Genomic DNA, 17,806 nt, shown 5'->3' with positions numbered 1-17,806 from the left:
GTCAGATGTTAAGCATCGCACTTATTGCCCATGATCGGAAAAAAGATGAGATGGTGAATTTCGTTACGGCCTATGAGCATGTTTTCGAGGGTCACAAACTATATGCAACTGGCACGACAGGCACGCGAATAATGGCTAATACGAATTTAAATATTCATCGATTTATGTCAGGGCCACTTGGTGGAGATCAGCAGATTGGGGCGTTGGTTGCGGAAAATGAGATGGATTTGATCATCTTCTTGCGTGATCCATTGATGGCTCAACCGCACGAGCCTGATATTATCGCATTGCTTCGTTTATGTGATGTGCAGGGGATTCCATGCGCTACGAACATTGCGACAGCAGAGCTGCTTGTAAGAGCGTTGGATCGTGGGGATTTTGCGTGGAGAGAACTCGTACATAAATATAAGCCAGGTATTGAGTAATATGAGTGAACAATTAGATATTCTTATATTTGGTGCACATGCAGACGACGCTGAAATTGGGATGGGAGCGACCATTGCCAAGCATACGCAGCGTGGACTTCGAGTTGGGCTTTGTGAGCTGACCTATGCCGAAATGTCTTCAAATGGTACGGTTGAAACTAGACTAGAAGAAGCAGCGGAAGCAGCGAAAATTCTTGGAGTAGCAGCCCGTACGAATCTGGGATTACCAGATCGAGGATTATTTGTCACGGCAGATCATATCGAACGTATTACACAAGAAATCAGGAAGTTTCGTCCGCGAGTCGTGTTCGCGCCGTATTGGCAGGATCGTCACCCCGATCATATTGCATGTTCCATGCTGGTACAGGAAGCTGTTTTTAATGCGAAGCTGCGTAAATATTTGCCAGACACAGAAGCTGTGAATGTGGAGCAACTCTTTTTTTATTTTATAAATGATGTGTATGAAGCTGACGTGATTGTAAATGTAACAGATACTTATGATGAAAAAATGGCGGCACTGCGTGCGTACCGGTCACAATTTGTAACGGGTACGGGCACCGTTGCGACGCCACTCAATCAAGGTTATGTCGAACGTGTAGAAGCTCGTGATCGACTCATGGGTCAAAAGCGTCAACTGACGTACGCGGAAGGGTTCGTTTCGAAACTCCCTTTGGTGATAGAACATTTTGATTGATCGGAAAGAGGTGTGAGAGATGAAAGACAAATTAAAGATTGGTATTACGTGTTATCCGACACTAGGGGGATCAGGTGTAGTAGCGACTGAGCTTGGAAAGCTGCTAGCTGAAAAAGGACACGAGGTTCACTTTATTACACATAGCATGCCGTTTCGATTAGGCAAATTTCATAAAAATATTTATTATCATGAAGTGGAAGTTAGTCAATATTACGTCTTCCGTTATCCGCCATATGATCTATCGCTCGCTAGCAAGTTAGCTCAGGTTGCCAAAATGGAAGAGTTAGATTTGCTCCATGTGCATTATGCGATTCCGCATGCCGTTTGTGCATTGCTTGCGAAGCAAATGGTGGGTTCGAATCTCAAGGTTGTGACTACACTGCACGGAACAGATATTACTGTGTTGGGGCAGGATCAATCGATTTCGGATCTTATCCGATATGCCATCAATGAGAGTGACGCTGTAACGGCGGTTTCCAAGGATCTCATCAAAGAAACACGGGAATTGCTGGCCATTGATCGTGATATTGATTTGACTTATAACTTTGTAGATAAACGGGTGTATTACCCGCGAGATATATCGAAGCTCAGAGGCGAATTCGCGCGACCGGATGAGAAAATCCTAATCCATATTTCCAATTTCCGACCTGTGAAACGCGTGCAGGATGTTGTGGATATTTTTGCAAAGGTTAGCAAAGAAGTGCCGTCCAGACTATTATTTGTAGGGGAAGGCCCGGATTTGTCGAAAATGATTTCGAAGGTGAAGGAGCTAGGACTCTCGGATAAAGTAACGTTCTGCGGTAAACAGGATGATGTAGCTCAAGTCATTTCGCTTGCAGACGTGATGTTGCTTCCTTCTGAGAAAGAAAGCTTTGGACTTGTCGCGCTAGAAGCGATGGCTTGTGGCGTGCCAACAATTGGATCAAATGCCGGTGGAATTCCTGAGCTGATTACACATGGTGAAACCGGATTTTTAGCTGAAGTTGGAGATACGGAGCAAATGGCCAGCTATGCAATTAATCTTTTGAAAAATCAAGTAATGTATGAACAAATGGCACAGAATTGTTTGAATCGTGCGCGATATACGTTCTGTAACGATATTACGACGGTTCAGTACGAGGAGATTTACTACCGCGTGTTAGGACGGGAACTTCCTGAATCACATCGCATTTCAGCATCTTCGTGTCAATAAGGATGCTAACTGGATAGGAGAATTATGTTGGATGCAGGTAAGGGAATGAATGATCCAGGTGCTTCGGAGGTATTGACGAGGCTCATGGAAGCTGGTTATGAGGCCTATTATGTCGGTGGCTGTGTACGTGATGCGGTACTAGAACGTCCCATCAAAGACATTGATATTGCCACCTCTGCGTTGCCAGAGCAGGTTATTCAAATTTTTCAGCGGACCGTGCCAACGGGGCTCCAACATGGCACGGTCACTGTTCTGATTGCACAAGGAACCTATGAGGTAACGACCTTCCGTAAGGAGGCAGCGTACGAAGGTTTTCGTCGTCCTGCCTCTGTTGCCTATATTTCGGATTTAACTGAGGATTTACAGCGAAGGGATTTCACGATGAACGCGATGGCTATGGATGTAGCTGGCGTTATGCAGGATCCTTATGGTGGACAAGCGGATTTGGCCGCTGGTGTACTCCGCTGCGTTGGGATTGCGGAAGAACGATTTGGCGAAGATGCGTTGCGCATGCTTCGCTGCATCCGTTTCGCTTCGACTTACGATTTAGAGATCGAGGCGAGCACTTGGCAGGCTCTGCTGGCGAATGCGCCATTGCTGCGCCATATCGCCATGGAGCGCGTGCGCAGCGAGCTGCAGCGCATGGTGGAAGGCCCAGCTCCTGCGCGGGCTGTGCGGCTACTGCTGGCGAGCGGCCTCCTGGCCTACCTCAAAAAGCAGCTGCCGCTGCCTTTTGAGGCTTGGCTCGCCTGGGATTACGCGCTGGACGTTGTCAGCGCGCTGGAGGGGCAGCATGACCGCTGGGCCATGCTGCTCATGCTCCTGGAGGTGCCAGCGGACGTAGTCCGCGCGGCGCTCCAGGATCTGACCTTCTCCCGCGCCGATGGCGCAGCGGTCGCGGAAGTGCTTGCCCTGTGCGACGCTGTTGCCGCGCAGGCCCAGGTGGATGACCCGGCTCCGCTGGAGCGGGTCTGGAAGCTTGGCGCGGTGCGCCGCGGCGAAGCCGCAGCCCGCGCGCTATTGCGGCTGCTGCGCGAGCTGCCGCAGGTGGAGGGGAAGCGCGGCGGATTGGCGCGCTTCTTGGCCCAGACAGCGCCGGAGCTGCTGCGGCGCGGGGAGGATTGGCTGAAGGAGGTTCCCTGCTTCAGCCTGAAGGAACTCGCCATATCCGGCCAGGATGTGGAGGCGGCCCTCGATCGGCAGCCGGGCCCATGGATGGGCAAGCTGCTGCAGGATCTGCTCGAGCGAGCGGCTCTCGGGGAAATCCCGAATGAGCGCGAAGCTCTGATTCACGCCGCGCAGGCTGCGAAGTAGCAGCGCTGTGCGGTTTTTCTTTTGAATGGCGGCTATAGAAGTCATTGCATGTATTCATGAAATCGAATAACTGTAAAAACTACATTTATATTTCCTGATTTCTTCTTAGAATTGCATTTAACTTGAAAATCTCCAGTTAAATAATGCCTTCCATGTGAATAATGGAGAATTGGTCATAAATAAATACATATAATCCAGCTAATCACGATTTCGTCGCTTTTTTACTCAAAATACCTACATGAAATCCAGTTATTTGAAAAAGTTGGTGGTCGCGAGGCAGCTAGTTAGTTGAGTTGGAGGTAGCTTGTACGATGAAGTAGTTAGTAAGTTGAGTTAGAGGTAGCTTGTACGAGGTAGTAGTTAGTAAGATGAGTTAGAGGTATCTTGTACTATGAAGTAGAGTTAGAATTAACCTGCATTTTGAACTAGCTGTTAAATTGAATCAGAAATCAAGCGCTCCTATGCGCTACTATAGATAAAACTATAAGATTGCGAGTGAAATCGTATGAATGAACGAATTTTAGAGCTTTTTGAGCAAGCTCCCGAAACATATGTATCCGGAGCGGAAATAAGTCGACGGATAGGTGTGAGTCGAACGGCAATATGGAAGCACATTGAGGAACTTCGTGCGGAGGGATATGCGTTCGAAGCAGCTCCACGCAAAGGGTATCGTCTGATAAGTAAGCCTGTGAAGTGGCAGGTCAGCAAGTTGATGAATGGGATGAAAACGAAGGTGCTTGGTCAAAAAGTACATATTTATGATGAAGTCGACTCGACCCAAACGATTGCGCATAAGCTCGTCGCTTCTGGGGCTCCTGAAGGCACGATTGTGCTTGCGGAAAGGCAGACGGCAGGGAGAGGCCGAATGGGGCGCAGCTGGCATTCTCCTTCGGGTAAAGGGATCTGGTTGAGTCTTATTCTGACACCGCGTATTCCTGTATATTTCATGCCGCAGCTAACCTTGCTTAGTGCGGTTGCCCTTTGTCGTGCCATTCAAAAAGTATGCCAAGTTGAAATTGGCATCAAATGGCCTAATGATCTTCTTATACATGGGAAGAAGGTTAGTGGTATTTTGCTGGAAAGCAGTGGCGAGGATGAGCGCCTGAAGTATGTGATCGCAGGGATTGGCATCAGCGTTAATTTGTTAAAAGAGGATTATCCGGAAGAGCTGCGCTCGATTGCAACTTCTTTGGCCATTGAGTCCGGCGGCGAGGTTTCACGTGAGGGATTAGTGCAAGCTTTTCTATTGGAATTCGAGGACATGTATGCCCTTTATCTAGAAAAAGGGTTCGCGCCAATTCGTTTACTTTGGGAGGCTTTAAGTGTCACCCTGAAGAGACCGATTCGGACATCAACACCAACAGGTTTTATTGAGGGGATCGCAGATTCGTTGGATGATACAGGTGCTTTGACGGTGATAACCCCCAATGGTGAACGGGTTAAAATTTATTCCGGAGACATTGAACTGAAGTAGTGGGAGATAAAGGGTATCCTCCAGAAGCAAGCTTTGGTATAATAGAAGCATAAGGCGGTATCCTTATAGGAACTGCACTTGTAAATTGATCTTGCATTTGAACTGAAATAACTGAAACAAAGATGTTGGATTCTGCTCTGAGCCTTATAGGACCGAGACAGAGGGATCATTGATTCTTTCTGCATGCGCTCCTTTTAGCTCTTAGCTAAAAGGTTTTTTATTTTATATGAGGAAGCTGGGATTACTGTGGAACAACGTAAAGCGCTAACGACAGCAAAGATGAGAAAAATGAAGCAAGACGGCGTACCGATTACGATGGTAACGGCCTACGATTATCCTTCAGCACGTTTGTCGGAAGAAGCGGGTATTGATGTCATTCTAGTAGGAGATTCGCTAGGGAATGTCGTGCTAGGCTATGATTCTACACTGCCAGTTACACTGGATGATATGGTTTATCATACACGTGCAGCTGTGCGAGGAGCCGCGAATACGTTTGTCGTCGCTGATATGCCTTTCTTAACGTACCACGGCAGCTTGGATGCAACTTTACAAGGTGTTGGGCGTTTGATGCGTGAAGGAGGCGCTAAGGCGGTTAAATTAGAAGGTGGGGCAGAGATCGCAGCCACCGTCAAAGCGATTACGGATGCAGGAGTTCCCGTCATTGGCCACTTGGGGTTAACACCGCAGTCGGTTCACCAACTTGGAGGCTTCCGTGTACAAGGGCGCAGCTCGGAGCAAGCGAAGAAGCTGTTGAGTGATGCCAAAGCAATTGAAGAAGCAGGTGCGTTCGCGGTTGTTCTGGAACTGGTAACGGATGAATTAGCGGCATGGATCACGAAGCAGCTATCAATTCCCACAATTGGCATAGGTTCTGGTGTGCATTGTGATGGGCAAGTGCTCGTCTATCATGATTTGCTGCAGTATGGTTCTGACAGTGCTCCCAGAAAGTTTGTTAAAGCCTATGCAAATATCGGGGAAACTATCCGTGCAGGGATTGGCGAATATGTGAAAGAAGTGAAGGCGCGGACGTTCCCAGCGCAAGAAAATACATTTCATATGGACAACGATGTTGTTCAATATCTCTACGGCGATAAGGAGTGATTGGCCATGGCAGCGATCCACACAATGGAAGTGGTTCAGACAATTGCCGATTTAAGAGCTCGTATTAAGGCATATCGTCGCAAGAACGATCAGTCGGTTGGTTTCGTACCAACGATGGGCTTTTTACATGAAGGACATGCGAGTCTTCTCCAAAAAGCACGTTCTCAAAGTGGATTAGTTGTATTAAGCATTTTTGTGAATCCGTTGCAGTTTGGTCCTGGTGAAGACTTTGAACGATATCCGCGTAATACAGAGCAAGATTTGGCGGTAGCTGAGGTGGCAGGTGTGGATATTGTATTCATGCCATCCGTTGACGAAATGTACCCATCACCAACCCGAACGACTGTGAGTGTATCGGAAGTTACCACGAGATTATGTGGGGCTTCACGACCTGGTCATTTTGATGGTGTGGCTACGGTTGTTAGTAAGCTGTTCCATATGGTTCAGCCGGACCAAGCATTTTTTGGTTTGAAGGATGCCCAACAAGTGGCTGTGATTGAGCAGATGGTTCATGATTTAAATATACCCGTTGAAATCGTGCCTTGCCCAACCCTGCGTGAGAACGATGGCTTGGCGATGAGCTCGCGTAATGTATATCTATCAACAGAGGAGCGGCAGCAGGCGCTGGTATTGTCACAGTCTTTACGGCAAGCGAAGGCATTCATCCATAGCAAGTCAGCATCCTCTTTTACATCACAAGAGTTAGAAATCTTAGTTCGCGATCATATCCAAACGGCGCCATTAGCCGTTATTGATTACGTTGAAGTATTGTCCTACCCAACTTTAGAGCCTTTTGAACATAGCCATTCTATTACTACTCTTATTATTGCGCTGGCTGTGAAGTTTGGGAAAACACGTTTAATTGATAATCTTATTCTACAAGTCAGGAAGTGACGTCTTATGTTTCGCACAATGATGAAAGCAAAGATTCACCGCGCCACGGTTACAGAGGCGAATTTAAACTATATCGGCAGTATCACGATCGATGAGGATTTGATTGATCTCGTTGATATGCTGCCAAATGAGAAAGTGCAAATCGTGAATAACAACAACGGTGCACGTCTGGAGACGTATATTATTCCTGGGCCACGCGGCACAGGTGTGGTGTGTCTGAATGGCGCGGCAGCGAGACTCGTTCAAACAGGTGATACCATTATTATTGTTTCCTATGCCATGATGAGCGACGAAGAAGCGAAAAAGCATCATCCAACGATTGCCATTATGGGAGCAAACAACACCGTTGCCCAGTTGCTGAAGGAAGAAGAACATTCAACCGTCCTCTAAGCAGGCAGACTTACCATGCCATGCATGAAAACGTCTTTGTTTACAAAGAATGAGGGTAAGCTTTCGAAGCAAAGGTGGGGATGCCAAATGTTTAAGCATTTATTTTCCACAATGAATGAGGTTTTGGAAGAAATCCAAAAGGAATATCCGAACAGCGATGTGGAGAAAAAGGCCGAACTTGACGAACAATTGCAAGTGTTGAAGACGATGAGTGATGAATTCATCGAGGCGTGGCTGCTTTTTGAGGAGAAGCTGGGAAAGTTTTATGGGGCGGCGCCGATCAGCAGTACTCAAACCTTACATGACGAACTGATGGAGCTCGACATGTCCGGCAAACAAACAGAAGAATTCATGCGCGGACAAGGGTATTATAAGTTGTTCATGTATGATCAAGCGATCAAAGAATTCGAGATACTGATTCAGCGTCAGCCGGATTTCTTATTAGCGCGAGTGTATTTAGCGATGGGGCATTTGCGAAAAGGGGAGTTTGGCGATGCGTATCAGCACTTCAAATTCCTGCTGCCATTGACGGAAAATTCAAAGATGAAAGCTATTTCTTATAACGCCATGGGTTGTATTCAAGTGCAAAATCAGAACCTAGAGAAGGCTTTTGAATATTTTCAAAAAGCGTATCATACCGACCCCTCTTGCATGGAGCCACTAATCAATCTCGATGAGTCCTAACCCGAAACGGTAAAACAAGGTATTCCCTTTTCCTAATCAGATTTGGTATGCTAGGAGAAGTGTAGGACGAAGGGATTGAAGATAGACGTTATGAAATTTGCAGTTTTGGATTTTGAAACGACAGGAAGTCAGCCTGGGGACGAAATTATACAGGTTGGACTCGTCATCATAGAACAATTTGAAATTACAGACAGGTATACTTCTCTGGTGAATCCAGGGATTAGTATACCTTCTTCGATTACAACTTTAACAGGGATTACCAATGAGATGGTTGTGGATGCGCCGTCACTCGATCAAGTCATGTCAGACATGTTTCCTCTCTTGTTTGATTGTGTGCTTGTAGCGCATCAAGCGGCATTTGACTTGTCATTCCTGCAGCGAGGACTTACGAGAACGGGATATCCGCCCTTTTCGGGGCGCGTCCTTGACACCATGGATATGCTGCGTATCCTATTTCCGTCCATCTCGAGTCTACAGCTTAGTATGGTGGCGGCGTTGTTTGGGATTGACCATGAAAGACCACACCAAGCAGATAGTGACGCAGAAGTTACCGCATTGATTTGGATACACTGTTTAGATCGTTTACTGGGGTTGCCACTTTTAACAATACAACGATTGAACCATATTTTCGAAAACGGTAACACGGATTTAGGCTGGTTCCTTGACGAAATTTGTTTATATAAAGAATCAGTAACAAGTGTCGATATGGATACAAATCGTTACTTCCGTCAATTTACACTGAATGTGACGGATTGGGGCGATGAAGATGAGCTGCGAACGGAGTTTGAGGTCACAGAAGCGTTAGGCGCTTCTTTTCAAGCGTTTCAGCAAGGATTGAAATCTGCGCTCCAACAACGATTTGAGGTATATGAGGATCGTGAATCCCAGGATCAAATGATTCTGGAAGTGGAGAAGTCTCTCGAGGCAGATCAGCATTTGATGATCGAAGCGGGAACAGGCACGGGCAAATCTCTGGGGTACTTAATTCCTTCGATCTACTACGGTTTGAAATATGAGAAGAAGGTAGTCGTTTCGACACATACGATTAATTTGCAGGAGCAGCTGCGTGAACGGGATATCCCATTATTAAAAGAAATTTTTCCTGTGCCCTTCAGAGCAGCAGTTCTCAAGGGAAGAAGCCACTATCTGTGCCTTCGCAAGTTTGAGACGAAGCTCACAACACGAGATTACGAAAATGGCAGGGAAGACCCGATAACGGCCGCGCAAATGGTTGTCTGGCTAAGTGAAACCGAACATGGGGATGAGGAAGAATTGCACTTTGGCAACAAAGGTGCCCAATTCTGGTACTCGGTTGCGAGTGATACGGACTCCTGTTTAAACCGCATGTGCCCTTGGTATAAGAAGTGCTTCTACCACAGAGCGCGTAATGATGCCAACACGGCTGATGTGATCATCACGAACCATTCCCTCCTCTTTACAGATATGAAGGCTGAGAACCGTCTTCTACCGTCTTACAAGCACCTTGTGATTGATGAAGCACATCACTTTGAAGAAGTGGCAAGCAAGCACCTCGGGATCGAGCTGCATGCATCTGCTTTCTACCATTCCTTATTGTGGCTGTATAAGGATAATCGAAGCGGTCAGCTTCCGATGCTTCGTTTCCGATTACAGAAATCGGATGAGGCAGGGGAGCGCGCAGCGGCTTGGAGCCAAACGATTGATGGTCTATTCCCAAAAATCATATCGATCAAAGAGGACTGGGAACGTTTAAGTGAAGCCCTGTACGAATTGGTTTCCTCTAGAAGTGATCCTTCGCAATCGGAAACTTCGCAATATGTGCTGCGTTTGAAGCCTGATACACTGCCTGCTAATTGGCGTGAGCTTTTGATCATGGAGGATAACATTTATTTAAATGCGAATGAACTCTTGCGAACTTTGGATAAATTGTTGAATGAGTTAAAGGAACAGCAGGATGGGCTTGGTGTTCAAGGGTTAGTGACCGATCTGAATGGTACCGTGAAAGAACTATATGCACATCGTGATGCGCTTCATTTCTTTATGAAAATGGCAGATGAGGGGTATGTCTACTGGGTCGAAGCCGGCACGTATGCGAAAGCCAAATCAGTCCAGTTGAACTCAGTACCAACAGACGTGAGCGGGTTGCTGCAGCAGCATTTTTTTGAAACGAAAGACAGTATTATTCTGACCTCCGCAACGCTTTCGGTGAATAAATCGTTTCAATACTCGGCGGAGCAACTAGGATTAGCCATTCCAGAGGACGAAGAGACAGGTAAGCTCAAAACGGTTCAGTTGCCATCTCCTTTTAACTATCGTGAGCAAGCTTTGGTCGTCATTCCACGTGATTTCCCAACGATTAAGGGAGCGGGTGACCCTGTTTTTATCGAAGCACTGATCAACTCTCTGAGTGATGTGGCACAGGTGACGAAGGGGCGTATGCTGGTACTTTGTACATCGAATCGGATGTTGAAGCTCGTGCATGCAGGCATGAAGGAGAAGCTGAGTCCGCATGGCATCACAGTGCTTGGACAGGGTGTAGACAGTGGCAATCGGAGTAAGTTGACCCGGATGTTCCAAGATAACAAAATGTGCGTGCTGCTGGGTACTAGCTCGTTCTGGGAAGGTGTGGATATTCCCGGGGATGCTCTTAGCTGTTTAGCCATCATCCGTCTACCCTTCCAGCCGCCTAATCATCCACTGGTCGAAGCCAAGTGTGAAAATATCAAGAAGCGGAATGAAAATCCGTTCATGAAATTTTCTGTCCCACAAGCTGTCATTCGCTTTAAGCAGGGGTTTGGTCGACTTGTTCGTAGAGCGTCAGACAAAGGGATCGTTATTATCTATGACACACGAGTTATTGAAACGTATTATGGCAAGCATTTCCTCTACTCGTTGCCTGGTCCGAAGATCGAGCATATGACATGTGAACAAATGTTACCGAGGATCGAGCAGTGGATGGGGGGAGCCTAAGACGTGAAAACACAAAAAATTTCGGAAGCTGTTGTCCGCAGATTACCTATCTATTTACGTTATCTAAACGAGTTGCAAATGAACAATGTTTCCACGGTTTCTTCTCAGGATTTAGGTCAAAAGTTAGATCTGAATCCTGCTCAAATTAGGAAGGATTTAGCTTATTTTGGCGAGTTTGGCAAAAAAGGAATCGGCTATGATATCAATTATTTGATCGAGAAGATTCGCCAGATTCTTAAATTAGATCGACATATTCAAGTTGCGCTCGTTGGCGCAGGAAACTTAGGCAGAGCACTTTGCAATTATAATACGTACCTACGAAATGATATGAAAATTGTGGCTTTATTCGATGCTATGCCATCTAAGACAGGCGAAGTGATTAATAACTTAGTTGTGCTCCCCATGGATAAAATGAAGTCGGTTATGTCTGAGCTTGGCGTGCGGATCGGTATTATAACCGTTCCCGCGGCCGAAGCACAGAATGTAGCGAATGAATTCGTAGCTTGTGGCATTGAAGCGATCTTAAACTTTGCTCCCGTCATCATTAAAGTACCTCCAGATGTTCGAGTGCATTATGCGGATTTCACGACAGAGCTTCAGAGCTTGGCCTATTATCTCGATTAGCATGAAAAAGGCACGACCCGCGCAGCTTCAGCGGGTCGTGCCTTTGATTGTTTATTACATAATTAAACGGAATATCGCAAAGTACAGCGTATACGCAAGAACCATTGAGATTGGAATGGTAATAATCCAAGTGATTAACATGCGACCTACTGTACCCCATTGTACTTCATGGAAACGCATGACACTGCCTGTCCCGATGATCGCTGAGGAAATGACATGTGTTGTAGATAATGGTTTACCGATGAAGGTTGAGATTTGAATGACGATTGAAGATGTTAAATCGGCAGCAAAACCGTTAATCGGTTCAATTTTAACAATTTTACCTGAGACCGTTTTAATGATGCGCCATCCGCCAATTGATGTTCCAAGACCCATCGCGAGGGCTGCAGCAATCTTTACCCAAATCGGCACATTCAAATCATCTTGTACACCGGCAGCAACGAGACCAAATACGATAATCCCCATCGCTTTTTGCGCATCGTTACCACCGTGGGAGTACGAAAGTAATCCGGCAGAAATGATTTGAAGCGTACGAAATCCACGATTTAGCTTGGACCGGGAGGTATTCCCTGACCAAAGCACGATGTATTTGATCAATACCATGATGAGATAACCTAGAACGAAAGCGATAATTGGTGATAAAATGAGAATGATAATAATTTGTGTGAAACCACTCCAGTTTACGCCATTGAAGCCTGCTCCCGCGATTACCGCACCAGCTAAGGCACCAAGCAACGTGTGGGAGGACGAAGATGGAATTGACAAGTACCAGGTAAGCAGGTTCCATATGATTGCCGCGAGTAAGGCAGCAATAACAATCTCAACACCATTCTCGATCTTAGCGGGATTGGCAATACTTCCACCTACTGTTTTGGCTACCTCAGAAGAAACCATGGCGCCAACGAAATTAAGTGAAGCAGCCATAAATATAGCGACTCGAGGACTTAATGCTCGGGTAGAAATTGAAGTCGCAATCGCATTAGCTGTATCGTGGAATCCGTTGATGAAGTCGAATAGCAGGGCTAGTGCAACGATTATGATCAAATAAGTTAACATGAATTCCTCCTAGCGTTTTCCAATCGGAAAACTATCTTCGTACACCAGGACATCTCGTCTTAGGAGTAACGAAGTACTACACTGTCTAGAATGTTAGCCACATCTTCGCAAGCATCGGTTGTTTCTTCCAAACGCTCGTAAATTTCTTTGAGTTTAAAATCTTCGTACACGTCTTTACGTGTTATAAAAATTTGACGGATCCCTTCGCGCATCAAGCGATCTCCATCATTCTCAAGCTTATTTATAGCAACGGTGTGCTCCGGAATTTGCATATACTTTTTCTTTGCTAAAAGCTTAAAAGCATCTAACATATGTTGACAGGAATCTACAATCACACCTGAGAAATCTTTCATGTAGGAATCCGTATGAGAAACATTCAAATAGTCGAAACGAGCAATCGTAGCTTCAATACCATCGGTAACATCATCGACCTTGGACGCTAGAATCATAATATCTTCTCGATCAATCGGCGTGATAAATACTTTGTTTAATCCTCTGAAGATGTCATGTGTGATGGAGTCTCCTGCATGTTCAAGATCATGAATCGCTTTAACATACTCAATTGGGGGTTTATCACCCATCATTGCCGTGCGAAACAGTTGAGCTGTTTGCAAAGCGTTCTCTGCAGCACGAATAAGAAGTTGCAAGAAATCGACTTCGTTCTTTCTGGTGAATAACGTTGTCATAGAATCCTCCTAATTTTTACTATATGTACAAGTTTTTGAACGAATTTGTGAATTGAAAATGACCAAATTGTAGAAAAAACTCACAATGTTTAAAGTATCATATTCATTGGGGCTAAAGCAACGAAAATTCCGTGACAATTTACAATTTCTCAACATCATAGGAATCGTACGCTGCTTCCTTGATTTTACAAGCTTGAAGATGTAAAGTTTATGGAGCAGTAGCTGTTTATAGAATGAGCATAGAGAGGGTTTTTTACTATGAAAAAAACAATAATTTTAAATGGTAATTTTATTTCTAATAAGGAAGACAAAACATCTATAAAAGGCTGTATGGTTATCGAAGCCAGTCAAATTACATACATCGGGGCAGAAGTCCCCGAACCAATAGAGAATTATGATGAAGTGATTGACGGAACGAATAAGCTGTATATGCCAGGCCTAGTGAATACACATGGACATGCTGCGATGTCATTGCTTCGCGGTTATGGTGACGACCTTGCGCTGCAAGTATGGTTAGAGGAAAAAATGTGGCCGATGGAAGGGAAATTCACTTCGCAGGATGTCAAATGGGGAACGCGGTTGTCGATCCTTGAAATGATCAAAGGCGGCACAACGACATTTGTCGATATGTACGACCATATGAATGAAGTTGCCTTGGCGGTTGAAGAGTCGGGTATGCGCGGCGTTTTGACCCGCGGTGTGATCGGATTATGTCCGCCAGATGTTCAAACAGCTAAACTGATTGAAGCAACTGAATTCGCAAAAAACTGGCACGGTAAGGCGGATGGCAGAATTACAACGATGATGTCGCCGCACGCACCTTACACATGTCCGCCAGATTATATCGAGCGTATCGTACAAGCAGCACATGATCTTAATCTTCCAATCCACACGCATATGTCGGAAACACGACGTGAAGTCGAAGGCAATGTCGAACAGTATGGCGCTAGACCTGTGGCTCACTTGGAAAAGCTAGGCGTGTTCACTCGGCCAACGCTTGTTGCGCATGGCGTCCATTTAAATGATGAAGAAATAGCCATTCTCAAACAATATGATGTACGTGTGTCCCACAATCCGGGCAGCAATCTCAAGCTTGCGAGTGGTGTTGCCCGACTACCTGAATTATTGCGTGCTGGCGTTAAAGTTTCCTTAGGGACGGATGGAGCGGCATCCAACAACAATTTGGACATGTTCGAGGAAATGCGATTGGCTGCACTTATCCATAAAGGAGTAACTGGTGATCCATTAGCAATCCCTGCGAAGGAAGCCTTGTTGCTTGGAACTCGAATGGGGGCAGAATCCATTTGGCTGGAGGATGTTGGTTTACTTGAGCCCGGCATGAAAGCAGACTTCATCGCACTGGATATCGATCAACCCCATTTCCTTCCGAAGACGGACTTCGTTTCCCACATTGTGTACTCCGCTTGTGCGAAAGATGTCGTTGATGTGTGCGTTGATGGCAAGTGGATCGTCCGTAAAGGTGAATGCCTAACATTAGATGAAGAGAAAATTAAACGTGAATTTGAACTATGCTTTGATCGACTAAAAGGCTAATGCGTAGGCAAAGTAAGTGGTTTTGGGGAGGTGCGCGGCTCTTATGAATGCGAAGCGATCTATCACACTTGGCGTTTTCATAGTAGCAACGCTGGGTGTTGTGCTTAGCCGATTCTACCTGAATGTGCAGAACGAACACTGGGATGAGAAGCGTGCAGCTGTTGAAAAAGCCTATGTCGGCAGTATGATGACAAAGGCATCAAAGGTAGATTTTTTCTACGGAGATGAACCGTTTCAGATTGTATATGGGGAGAATAAGCTTGGACAGCGTTTAATTGCTTGGGTATCTGCTGAAGATGTTCATACGGAAATGGCGGAGGAAGCTTTTACAGAAGAGCAAGTCCGCGCTGCTGTATTGAAAAAGGCGCCGAACAGTCAGATTGAGCGCGCTATACCAGGCAAATTAGGAAATGACTATGTCTGGGAAGTATTTTATAAGACGAAGGATGATAGAGGTACGCAGTATTTCTATGATTACTATAGATTCAAAGATGGTACATACTTGGATACTTACCGGCTCAGCCTTCAATAAGAAGGTTGAGTTTTTTTGTATGAAAGATGACTCTCGTGTTTCCACTGTTTACATAAGGCATAGAGTATGTATGTGGTGATATACTTATCGTATTGCTTCAGAGGCATACAAATATATCATTACAGAAAGGTGGACGCCAATCTATGAAGATGAAGCTGCGCGTTTTACCTGTTATTTTGAGCGTAATTATTTCGGCTGGTGTACTTTTTGGAGGATGGTTCGCCTATACAAGCTTTGCGATGGAAAATCCATTATCACATATAATCAGTACTGCACCGGGTGTAGCAAATTCAACTATGAAGCTTTCTTCCAATCAAGTGGATGTTGAGTTAACTTTGAAGCCAGAGGCTAATTTACGACAAGTTGTTGAATTAATTAACAAGGAAGGCGCATCAATCATCGGGAAGCGCTCTGTAAATATAACAATCAAGAATCAATCCTCGGATAAGCTGGATCAGTTGTGGTCCAAAGCGTTATTTGAGGTAGCACAAGCGATGGAAACGAAGCATTATGCGGATATTCCAACAACTTTACAGAAATATGCAAATGGTGTGCCTAATACGAACGTAGACAGCGAAATGGATGAGCACAATGTTTACATTCGATTAACAGATGGTGATGCGACAAAATTTATCATGATGCCAAGAATCTCCCAGATTGGAGTGTGGCCGAATGAGTAAAATATATAAAGAAATTGGGATTGGATTTATTCCTGTTCTTCTGGTGTTCTTAGCTTATCAAGGTGTGAACGTGATTCCAATTTTATTCGTGACTGCTCTTGGTGGCTCGTTATTCTATATGATGAAAACCCGCGGCGGTATCGGAGCTGCTGCAGGCGGTGGAGATCGGAAAAGCAAAAATCGGACCCCTTCTTTCCTCACATTTGATGAAATTGGCGGACAAGATCGGGCGAAGAAAGAATTAATGGAAGCACTTGATTTCTTGATTAAACACGAGGAAATTAAGAAGTTAGGCATTCGTCCGCTTAAAGGATTGCTATTGACAGGGCCTCCAGGTACGGGGAAAACATTAATGGCTAAAGCGGCAGCGCATTATACGAATTCTGTTTATATGGCTGCTTCAGGCAGTGAATTTGTTGAGATGTATGTAGGTGTCGGAGCAAGCCGTGTACGTGATTTATTTAAGGAAGCAAGAGCTCGTGCGGTCAAAGAAGGCAAGGATAATGCTATTATTTTTATTGATGAGATTGATGTTATTGGTGGAAAACGTGATGGTGGTCAACAGCGTGAGTATGATCAGACCTTGAATCAATTGTTGACGGAGATGGATGGGATTCATACAAATGATGCGCCGCGCATTCTCATTATTGCCGCGACGAATCGAAAAGAAATGCTTGATAGTGCTTTGCTGCGGCCTGGACGTTTTGACCGCCATATTGAGGTTGATTTGCCAGATAAAAAGGGTCGCTTAGCTATTCTGCAAATCCATGCAAAAAACAAACCGTTAGCTGAAGGTGTTACTTTGGAGCAAACGGCTGATCAAACCTTTGGCTTCTCAGGCGCGCAGCTCGAGGGTGTGCTGAATGAAGCAGCTATTTACGCGATGCGTGAAGATAAACCAGCGATTGAACAGACACATTTGGCTTCGGCGATTGATAAGGTTATGATGGGTGAACGAACAGATAAAGAAACGGCGAATGATGAGAAAGAACGTGTGGCTTATCATGAATTAGGCCATGCTATTATTGCAGAACTTGTTCGTCCAGGATCCGTTTCCCAGGTCACAGTAAGTCCGCGTGGGAAAGCGCTGGGGTATGTACGTCATAATCCGCCGCAGGATCATTATTTATATACGAAAGATTATATCGAAGATCAGATCATGATTGCTCTTGGTGGAGCTGCTGCGGAAGAAATGATTTACGGCGGACGCAGTACCGGATCTCGCAACGATTTCGAACAATCGCTTTCCATGGTTCGTAACATGATGGATGCAGGACTTACCAGCTTAGGTATTATTGATCGTGAGATGGTGACGAAGGAACAGTTGATGAAAGAAAATGCTGCCATCCTGGATGCGTTAATGCTGCGTACAAAGAAAATGTTAGATGAGCAACGAGGTGTCTTTGAGCATTCGTTCGCCATTCTGATGAAGGACGAAGTACTTTCTGGTGATACTTTTCGTACATTATTTGACGCTTCTGTGTCACAAAGTGCATAATAATGACCGTTGGCCAATTAGGTCAGCGGTTCTTGGCTTTACTACACGTATGAATGATA

General features: G+C 45.4%; 17 protein-coding genes. 15 read left to right on the top strand and 2 right to left on the bottom strand.

What is annotated here, in order from left to right:
• Positions 1 to 5 precede the first annotated feature (5 nt).
• The 11 genes from ACSQ8P_RS21740 to ACSQ8P_RS21690 all read left to right on the top strand — a co-directional run bounded on the left by ACSQ8P_RS21740 (position 6) and on the right by ACSQ8P_RS21690 (position 11,741).
• Complete coding sequence (locus ACSQ8P_RS21740; RefSeq protein WP_436237090.1) at positions 6 to 425, top strand: methylglyoxal synthase; 420 nt, start codon at positions 6 to 8, stop codon at positions 423 to 425.
• A 1-nt stretch (position 426) separates the two neighbouring features.
• Positions 427 to 1,119, top strand: coding sequence for a bacillithiol biosynthesis deacetylase BshB1 (gene bshB1 / locus ACSQ8P_RS21735; RefSeq protein WP_436237089.1), 693 nt, complete (start codon positions 427 to 429; stop codon positions 1,117 to 1,119).
• 19 nt (positions 1,120 to 1,138) lie between these two features.
• Entirely contained in the window at positions 1,139 to 2,311 is a 1,173-nt protein-coding gene (gene bshA, locus ACSQ8P_RS21730) for an N-acetyl-alpha-D-glucosaminyl L-malate synthase BshA (protein WP_056614263.1), read from the top strand.
• Positions 2,312 to 2,335: 24 nt separating this feature from the next.
• The gene (locus tag ACSQ8P_RS21725) at positions 2,336 to 3,625 is read left to right on the top strand and encodes a CCA tRNA nucleotidyltransferase (protein WP_436237088.1); all 1,290 of its coding nucleotides are present in this window, start codon (positions 2,336 to 2,338) and stop codon (positions 3,623 to 3,625) included.
• Between the two features lie 505 nt (positions 3,626 to 4,130).
• Complete coding sequence (locus tag ACSQ8P_RS21720) at positions 4,131 to 5,099, top strand: biotin--[acetyl-CoA-carboxylase] ligase (protein ID WP_436237087.1); 969 nt, start codon at positions 4,131 to 4,133, stop codon at positions 5,097 to 5,099.
• Positions 5,100 to 5,345: 246 nt separating this feature from the next.
• Positions 5,346 to 6,200: a 3-methyl-2-oxobutanoate hydroxymethyltransferase gene (gene panB, locus ACSQ8P_RS21715; RefSeq protein ID WP_436237086.1), complete on the top strand. Its 855-nt coding sequence runs from the start codon at positions 5,346 to 5,348 to the stop codon at positions 6,198 to 6,200.
• Between the two features lie 24 nt (positions 6,201 to 6,224).
• Positions 6,225 to 7,094 (top strand): pantoate--beta-alanine ligase, encoded by an 870-nt coding sequence (gene panC, locus ACSQ8P_RS21710; protein ID WP_436239577.1) that lies wholly within the window; start codon positions 6,225 to 6,227, stop codon positions 7,092 to 7,094.
• Between the two features lie 6 nt (positions 7,095 to 7,100).
• Entirely contained in the window at positions 7,101 to 7,484 is a 384-nt protein-coding gene (gene panD / locus ACSQ8P_RS21705) for an aspartate 1-decarboxylase (protein WP_056614256.1), read from the top strand.
• 87 nt (positions 7,485 to 7,571) lie between these two features.
• Entirely contained in the window at positions 7,572 to 8,168 is a 597-nt protein-coding gene (locus ACSQ8P_RS21700) for a tetratricopeptide repeat protein (RefSeq protein ID WP_436237085.1), read from the top strand.
• Positions 8,169 to 8,258: 90 nt separating this feature from the next.
• Positions 8,259 to 11,117 (top strand): ATP-dependent DNA helicase DinG, encoded by a 2,859-nt coding sequence (dinG, locus tag ACSQ8P_RS21695; RefSeq protein WP_436237084.1) that lies wholly within the window; start codon positions 8,259 to 8,261, stop codon positions 11,115 to 11,117.
• Positions 11,118 to 11,120: 3 nt separating this feature from the next.
• Positions 11,121 to 11,741 carry a redox-sensing transcriptional repressor Rex gene (locus ACSQ8P_RS21690; protein ID WP_056614246.1) on the top strand — a complete coding sequence of 207 codons (621 nt, stop codon included), beginning with the start codon at positions 11,121 to 11,123 and terminating at the stop codon, positions 11,739 to 11,741.
• 54 nt (positions 11,742 to 11,795) lie between these two features.
• On the opposite strand, the gene ACSQ8P_RS21685 is transcribed toward ACSQ8P_RS21690, so the two are convergent.
• Together ACSQ8P_RS21685 and ACSQ8P_RS21680 are read right to left on the bottom strand one after the other, a co-directional pair.
• The gene (locus tag ACSQ8P_RS21685; protein WP_436237083.1) at positions 11,796 to 12,797 is read right to left on the bottom strand and encodes an anion permease; all 1,002 of its coding nucleotides are present in this window, start codon (positions 12,795 to 12,797) and stop codon (positions 11,796 to 11,798) included.
• 59 nt (positions 12,798 to 12,856) lie between these two features.
• On the bottom strand, positions 12,857 to 13,483 hold the full coding sequence (locus tag ACSQ8P_RS21680) for a DUF47 domain-containing protein (protein ID WP_436237082.1): 627 nt from the start codon (positions 13,481 to 13,483) through the stop codon (positions 12,857 to 12,859).
• Between the two features lie 258 nt (positions 13,484 to 13,741).
• Between ACSQ8P_RS21680 and ACSQ8P_RS21675 the strand changes: the two genes are divergently transcribed.
• The 4 genes from ACSQ8P_RS21675 (at position 13,742) to ACSQ8P_RS21660 (ending at position 17,747) form a co-directional block, all read left to right on the top strand.
• A complete protein-coding gene (locus ACSQ8P_RS21675; RefSeq protein ID WP_436237081.1) occupies positions 13,742 to 15,037 on the top strand; it encodes an amidohydrolase in 1,296 nt (431 codons plus the stop codon).
• Between the two features lie 43 nt (positions 15,038 to 15,080).
• Positions 15,081 to 15,569, top strand: a complete 489-nt coding sequence (locus tag ACSQ8P_RS21670; RefSeq protein ID WP_436237080.1) for a cell wall elongation regulator TseB-like domain-containing protein — start codon at positions 15,081 to 15,083, stop codon at positions 15,567 to 15,569.
• A 143-nt stretch (positions 15,570 to 15,712) separates the two neighbouring features.
• The gene (locus tag ACSQ8P_RS21665) at positions 15,713 to 16,249 is read left to right on the top strand and encodes a hypothetical protein (RefSeq protein ID WP_436237079.1); all 537 of its coding nucleotides are present in this window, start codon (positions 15,713 to 15,715) and stop codon (positions 16,247 to 16,249) included.
• On the top strand, positions 16,242 to 17,747 hold the full coding sequence (locus ACSQ8P_RS21660) for an AAA family ATPase (RefSeq protein WP_436237078.1): 1,506 nt from the start codon (positions 16,242 to 16,244) through the stop codon (positions 17,745 to 17,747). The genes ACSQ8P_RS21665 and ACSQ8P_RS21660 overlap by 8 nt, the downstream gene beginning before the upstream one ends.
• The last annotated feature ends 59 nt before the right edge of the window (positions 17,748 to 17,806 follow it).

It is taken from the genome of Paenibacillus sp. LjRoot153 (genome assembly GCF_964253085.1).
GTDB lineage: Bacteria > Bacillota > Bacilli > Paenibacillales > NBRC-103111 > Paenibacillus_E.
Note: the sequence above shows the minus strand (reverse complement) of the source record. Positions and strands in the feature narration are given on the sequence as shown.

What these genes read in the sequence shown, in the direction of transcription:
- ACSQ8P_RS21740 (WP_436237090.1), top strand. Translation starts at nt 6, where the DNA reads ATGTTAAGCATCGCACTTATTGCCCATGATCGGAAAAAAGATGAGATG.
- bshB1 (WP_436237089.1), top strand. Translation starts at nt 427, where the DNA reads ATGAGTGAACAATTAGATATTCTTATATTTGGTGCACATGCAGACGAC.
- bshA (WP_056614263.1), top strand. Translation starts at nt 1,139, where the DNA reads ATGAAAGACAAATTAAAGATTGGTATTACGTGTTATCCGACACTAGGG.
- ACSQ8P_RS21725 (WP_436237088.1), top strand. Translation starts at nt 2,336, where the DNA reads ATGTTGGATGCAGGTAAGGGAATGAATGATCCAGGTGCTTCGGAGGTA.
- ACSQ8P_RS21720 (WP_436237087.1), top strand. Translation starts at nt 4,131, where the DNA reads ATGAATGAACGAATTTTAGAGCTTTTTGAGCAAGCTCCCGAAACATAT.
- panC (WP_436239577.1), top strand. Translation starts at nt 6,225, where the DNA reads ATGGAAGTGGTTCAGACAATTGCCGATTTAAGAGCTCGTATTAAGGCA.
- panD (WP_056614256.1), top strand. Translation starts at nt 7,101, where the DNA reads ATGTTTCGCACAATGATGAAAGCAAAGATTCACCGCGCCACGGTTACA.
- ACSQ8P_RS21700 (WP_436237085.1), top strand. Translation starts at nt 7,572, where the DNA reads ATGTTTAAGCATTTATTTTCCACAATGAATGAGGTTTTGGAAGAAATC.
- dinG (WP_436237084.1), top strand. Translation starts at nt 8,259, where the DNA reads ATGAAATTTGCAGTTTTGGATTTTGAAACGACAGGAAGTCAGCCTGGG.
- ACSQ8P_RS21685 (WP_436237083.1), bottom strand. Translation starts at nt 12,797, where the DNA reads ATGTTAACTTATTTGATCATAATCGTTGCACTAGCCCTGCTATTCGAC.
- ACSQ8P_RS21680 (WP_436237082.1), bottom strand. Translation starts at nt 13,483, where the DNA reads ATGACAACGTTATTCACCAGAAAGAACGAAGTCGATTTCTTGCAACTT.
- ACSQ8P_RS21675 (WP_436237081.1), top strand. Translation starts at nt 13,742, where the DNA reads ATGAAAAAAACAATAATTTTAAATGGTAATTTTATTTCTAATAAGGAA.
- ACSQ8P_RS21670 (WP_436237080.1), top strand. Translation starts at nt 15,081, where the DNA reads ATGAATGCGAAGCGATCTATCACACTTGGCGTTTTCATAGTAGCAACG.
- ACSQ8P_RS21665 (WP_436237079.1), top strand. Translation starts at nt 15,713, where the DNA reads ATGAAGATGAAGCTGCGCGTTTTACCTGTTATTTTGAGCGTAATTATT.
- ACSQ8P_RS21660 (WP_436237078.1), top strand. Translation starts at nt 16,242, where the DNA reads ATGAGTAAAATATATAAAGAAATTGGGATTGGATTTATTCCTGTTCTT.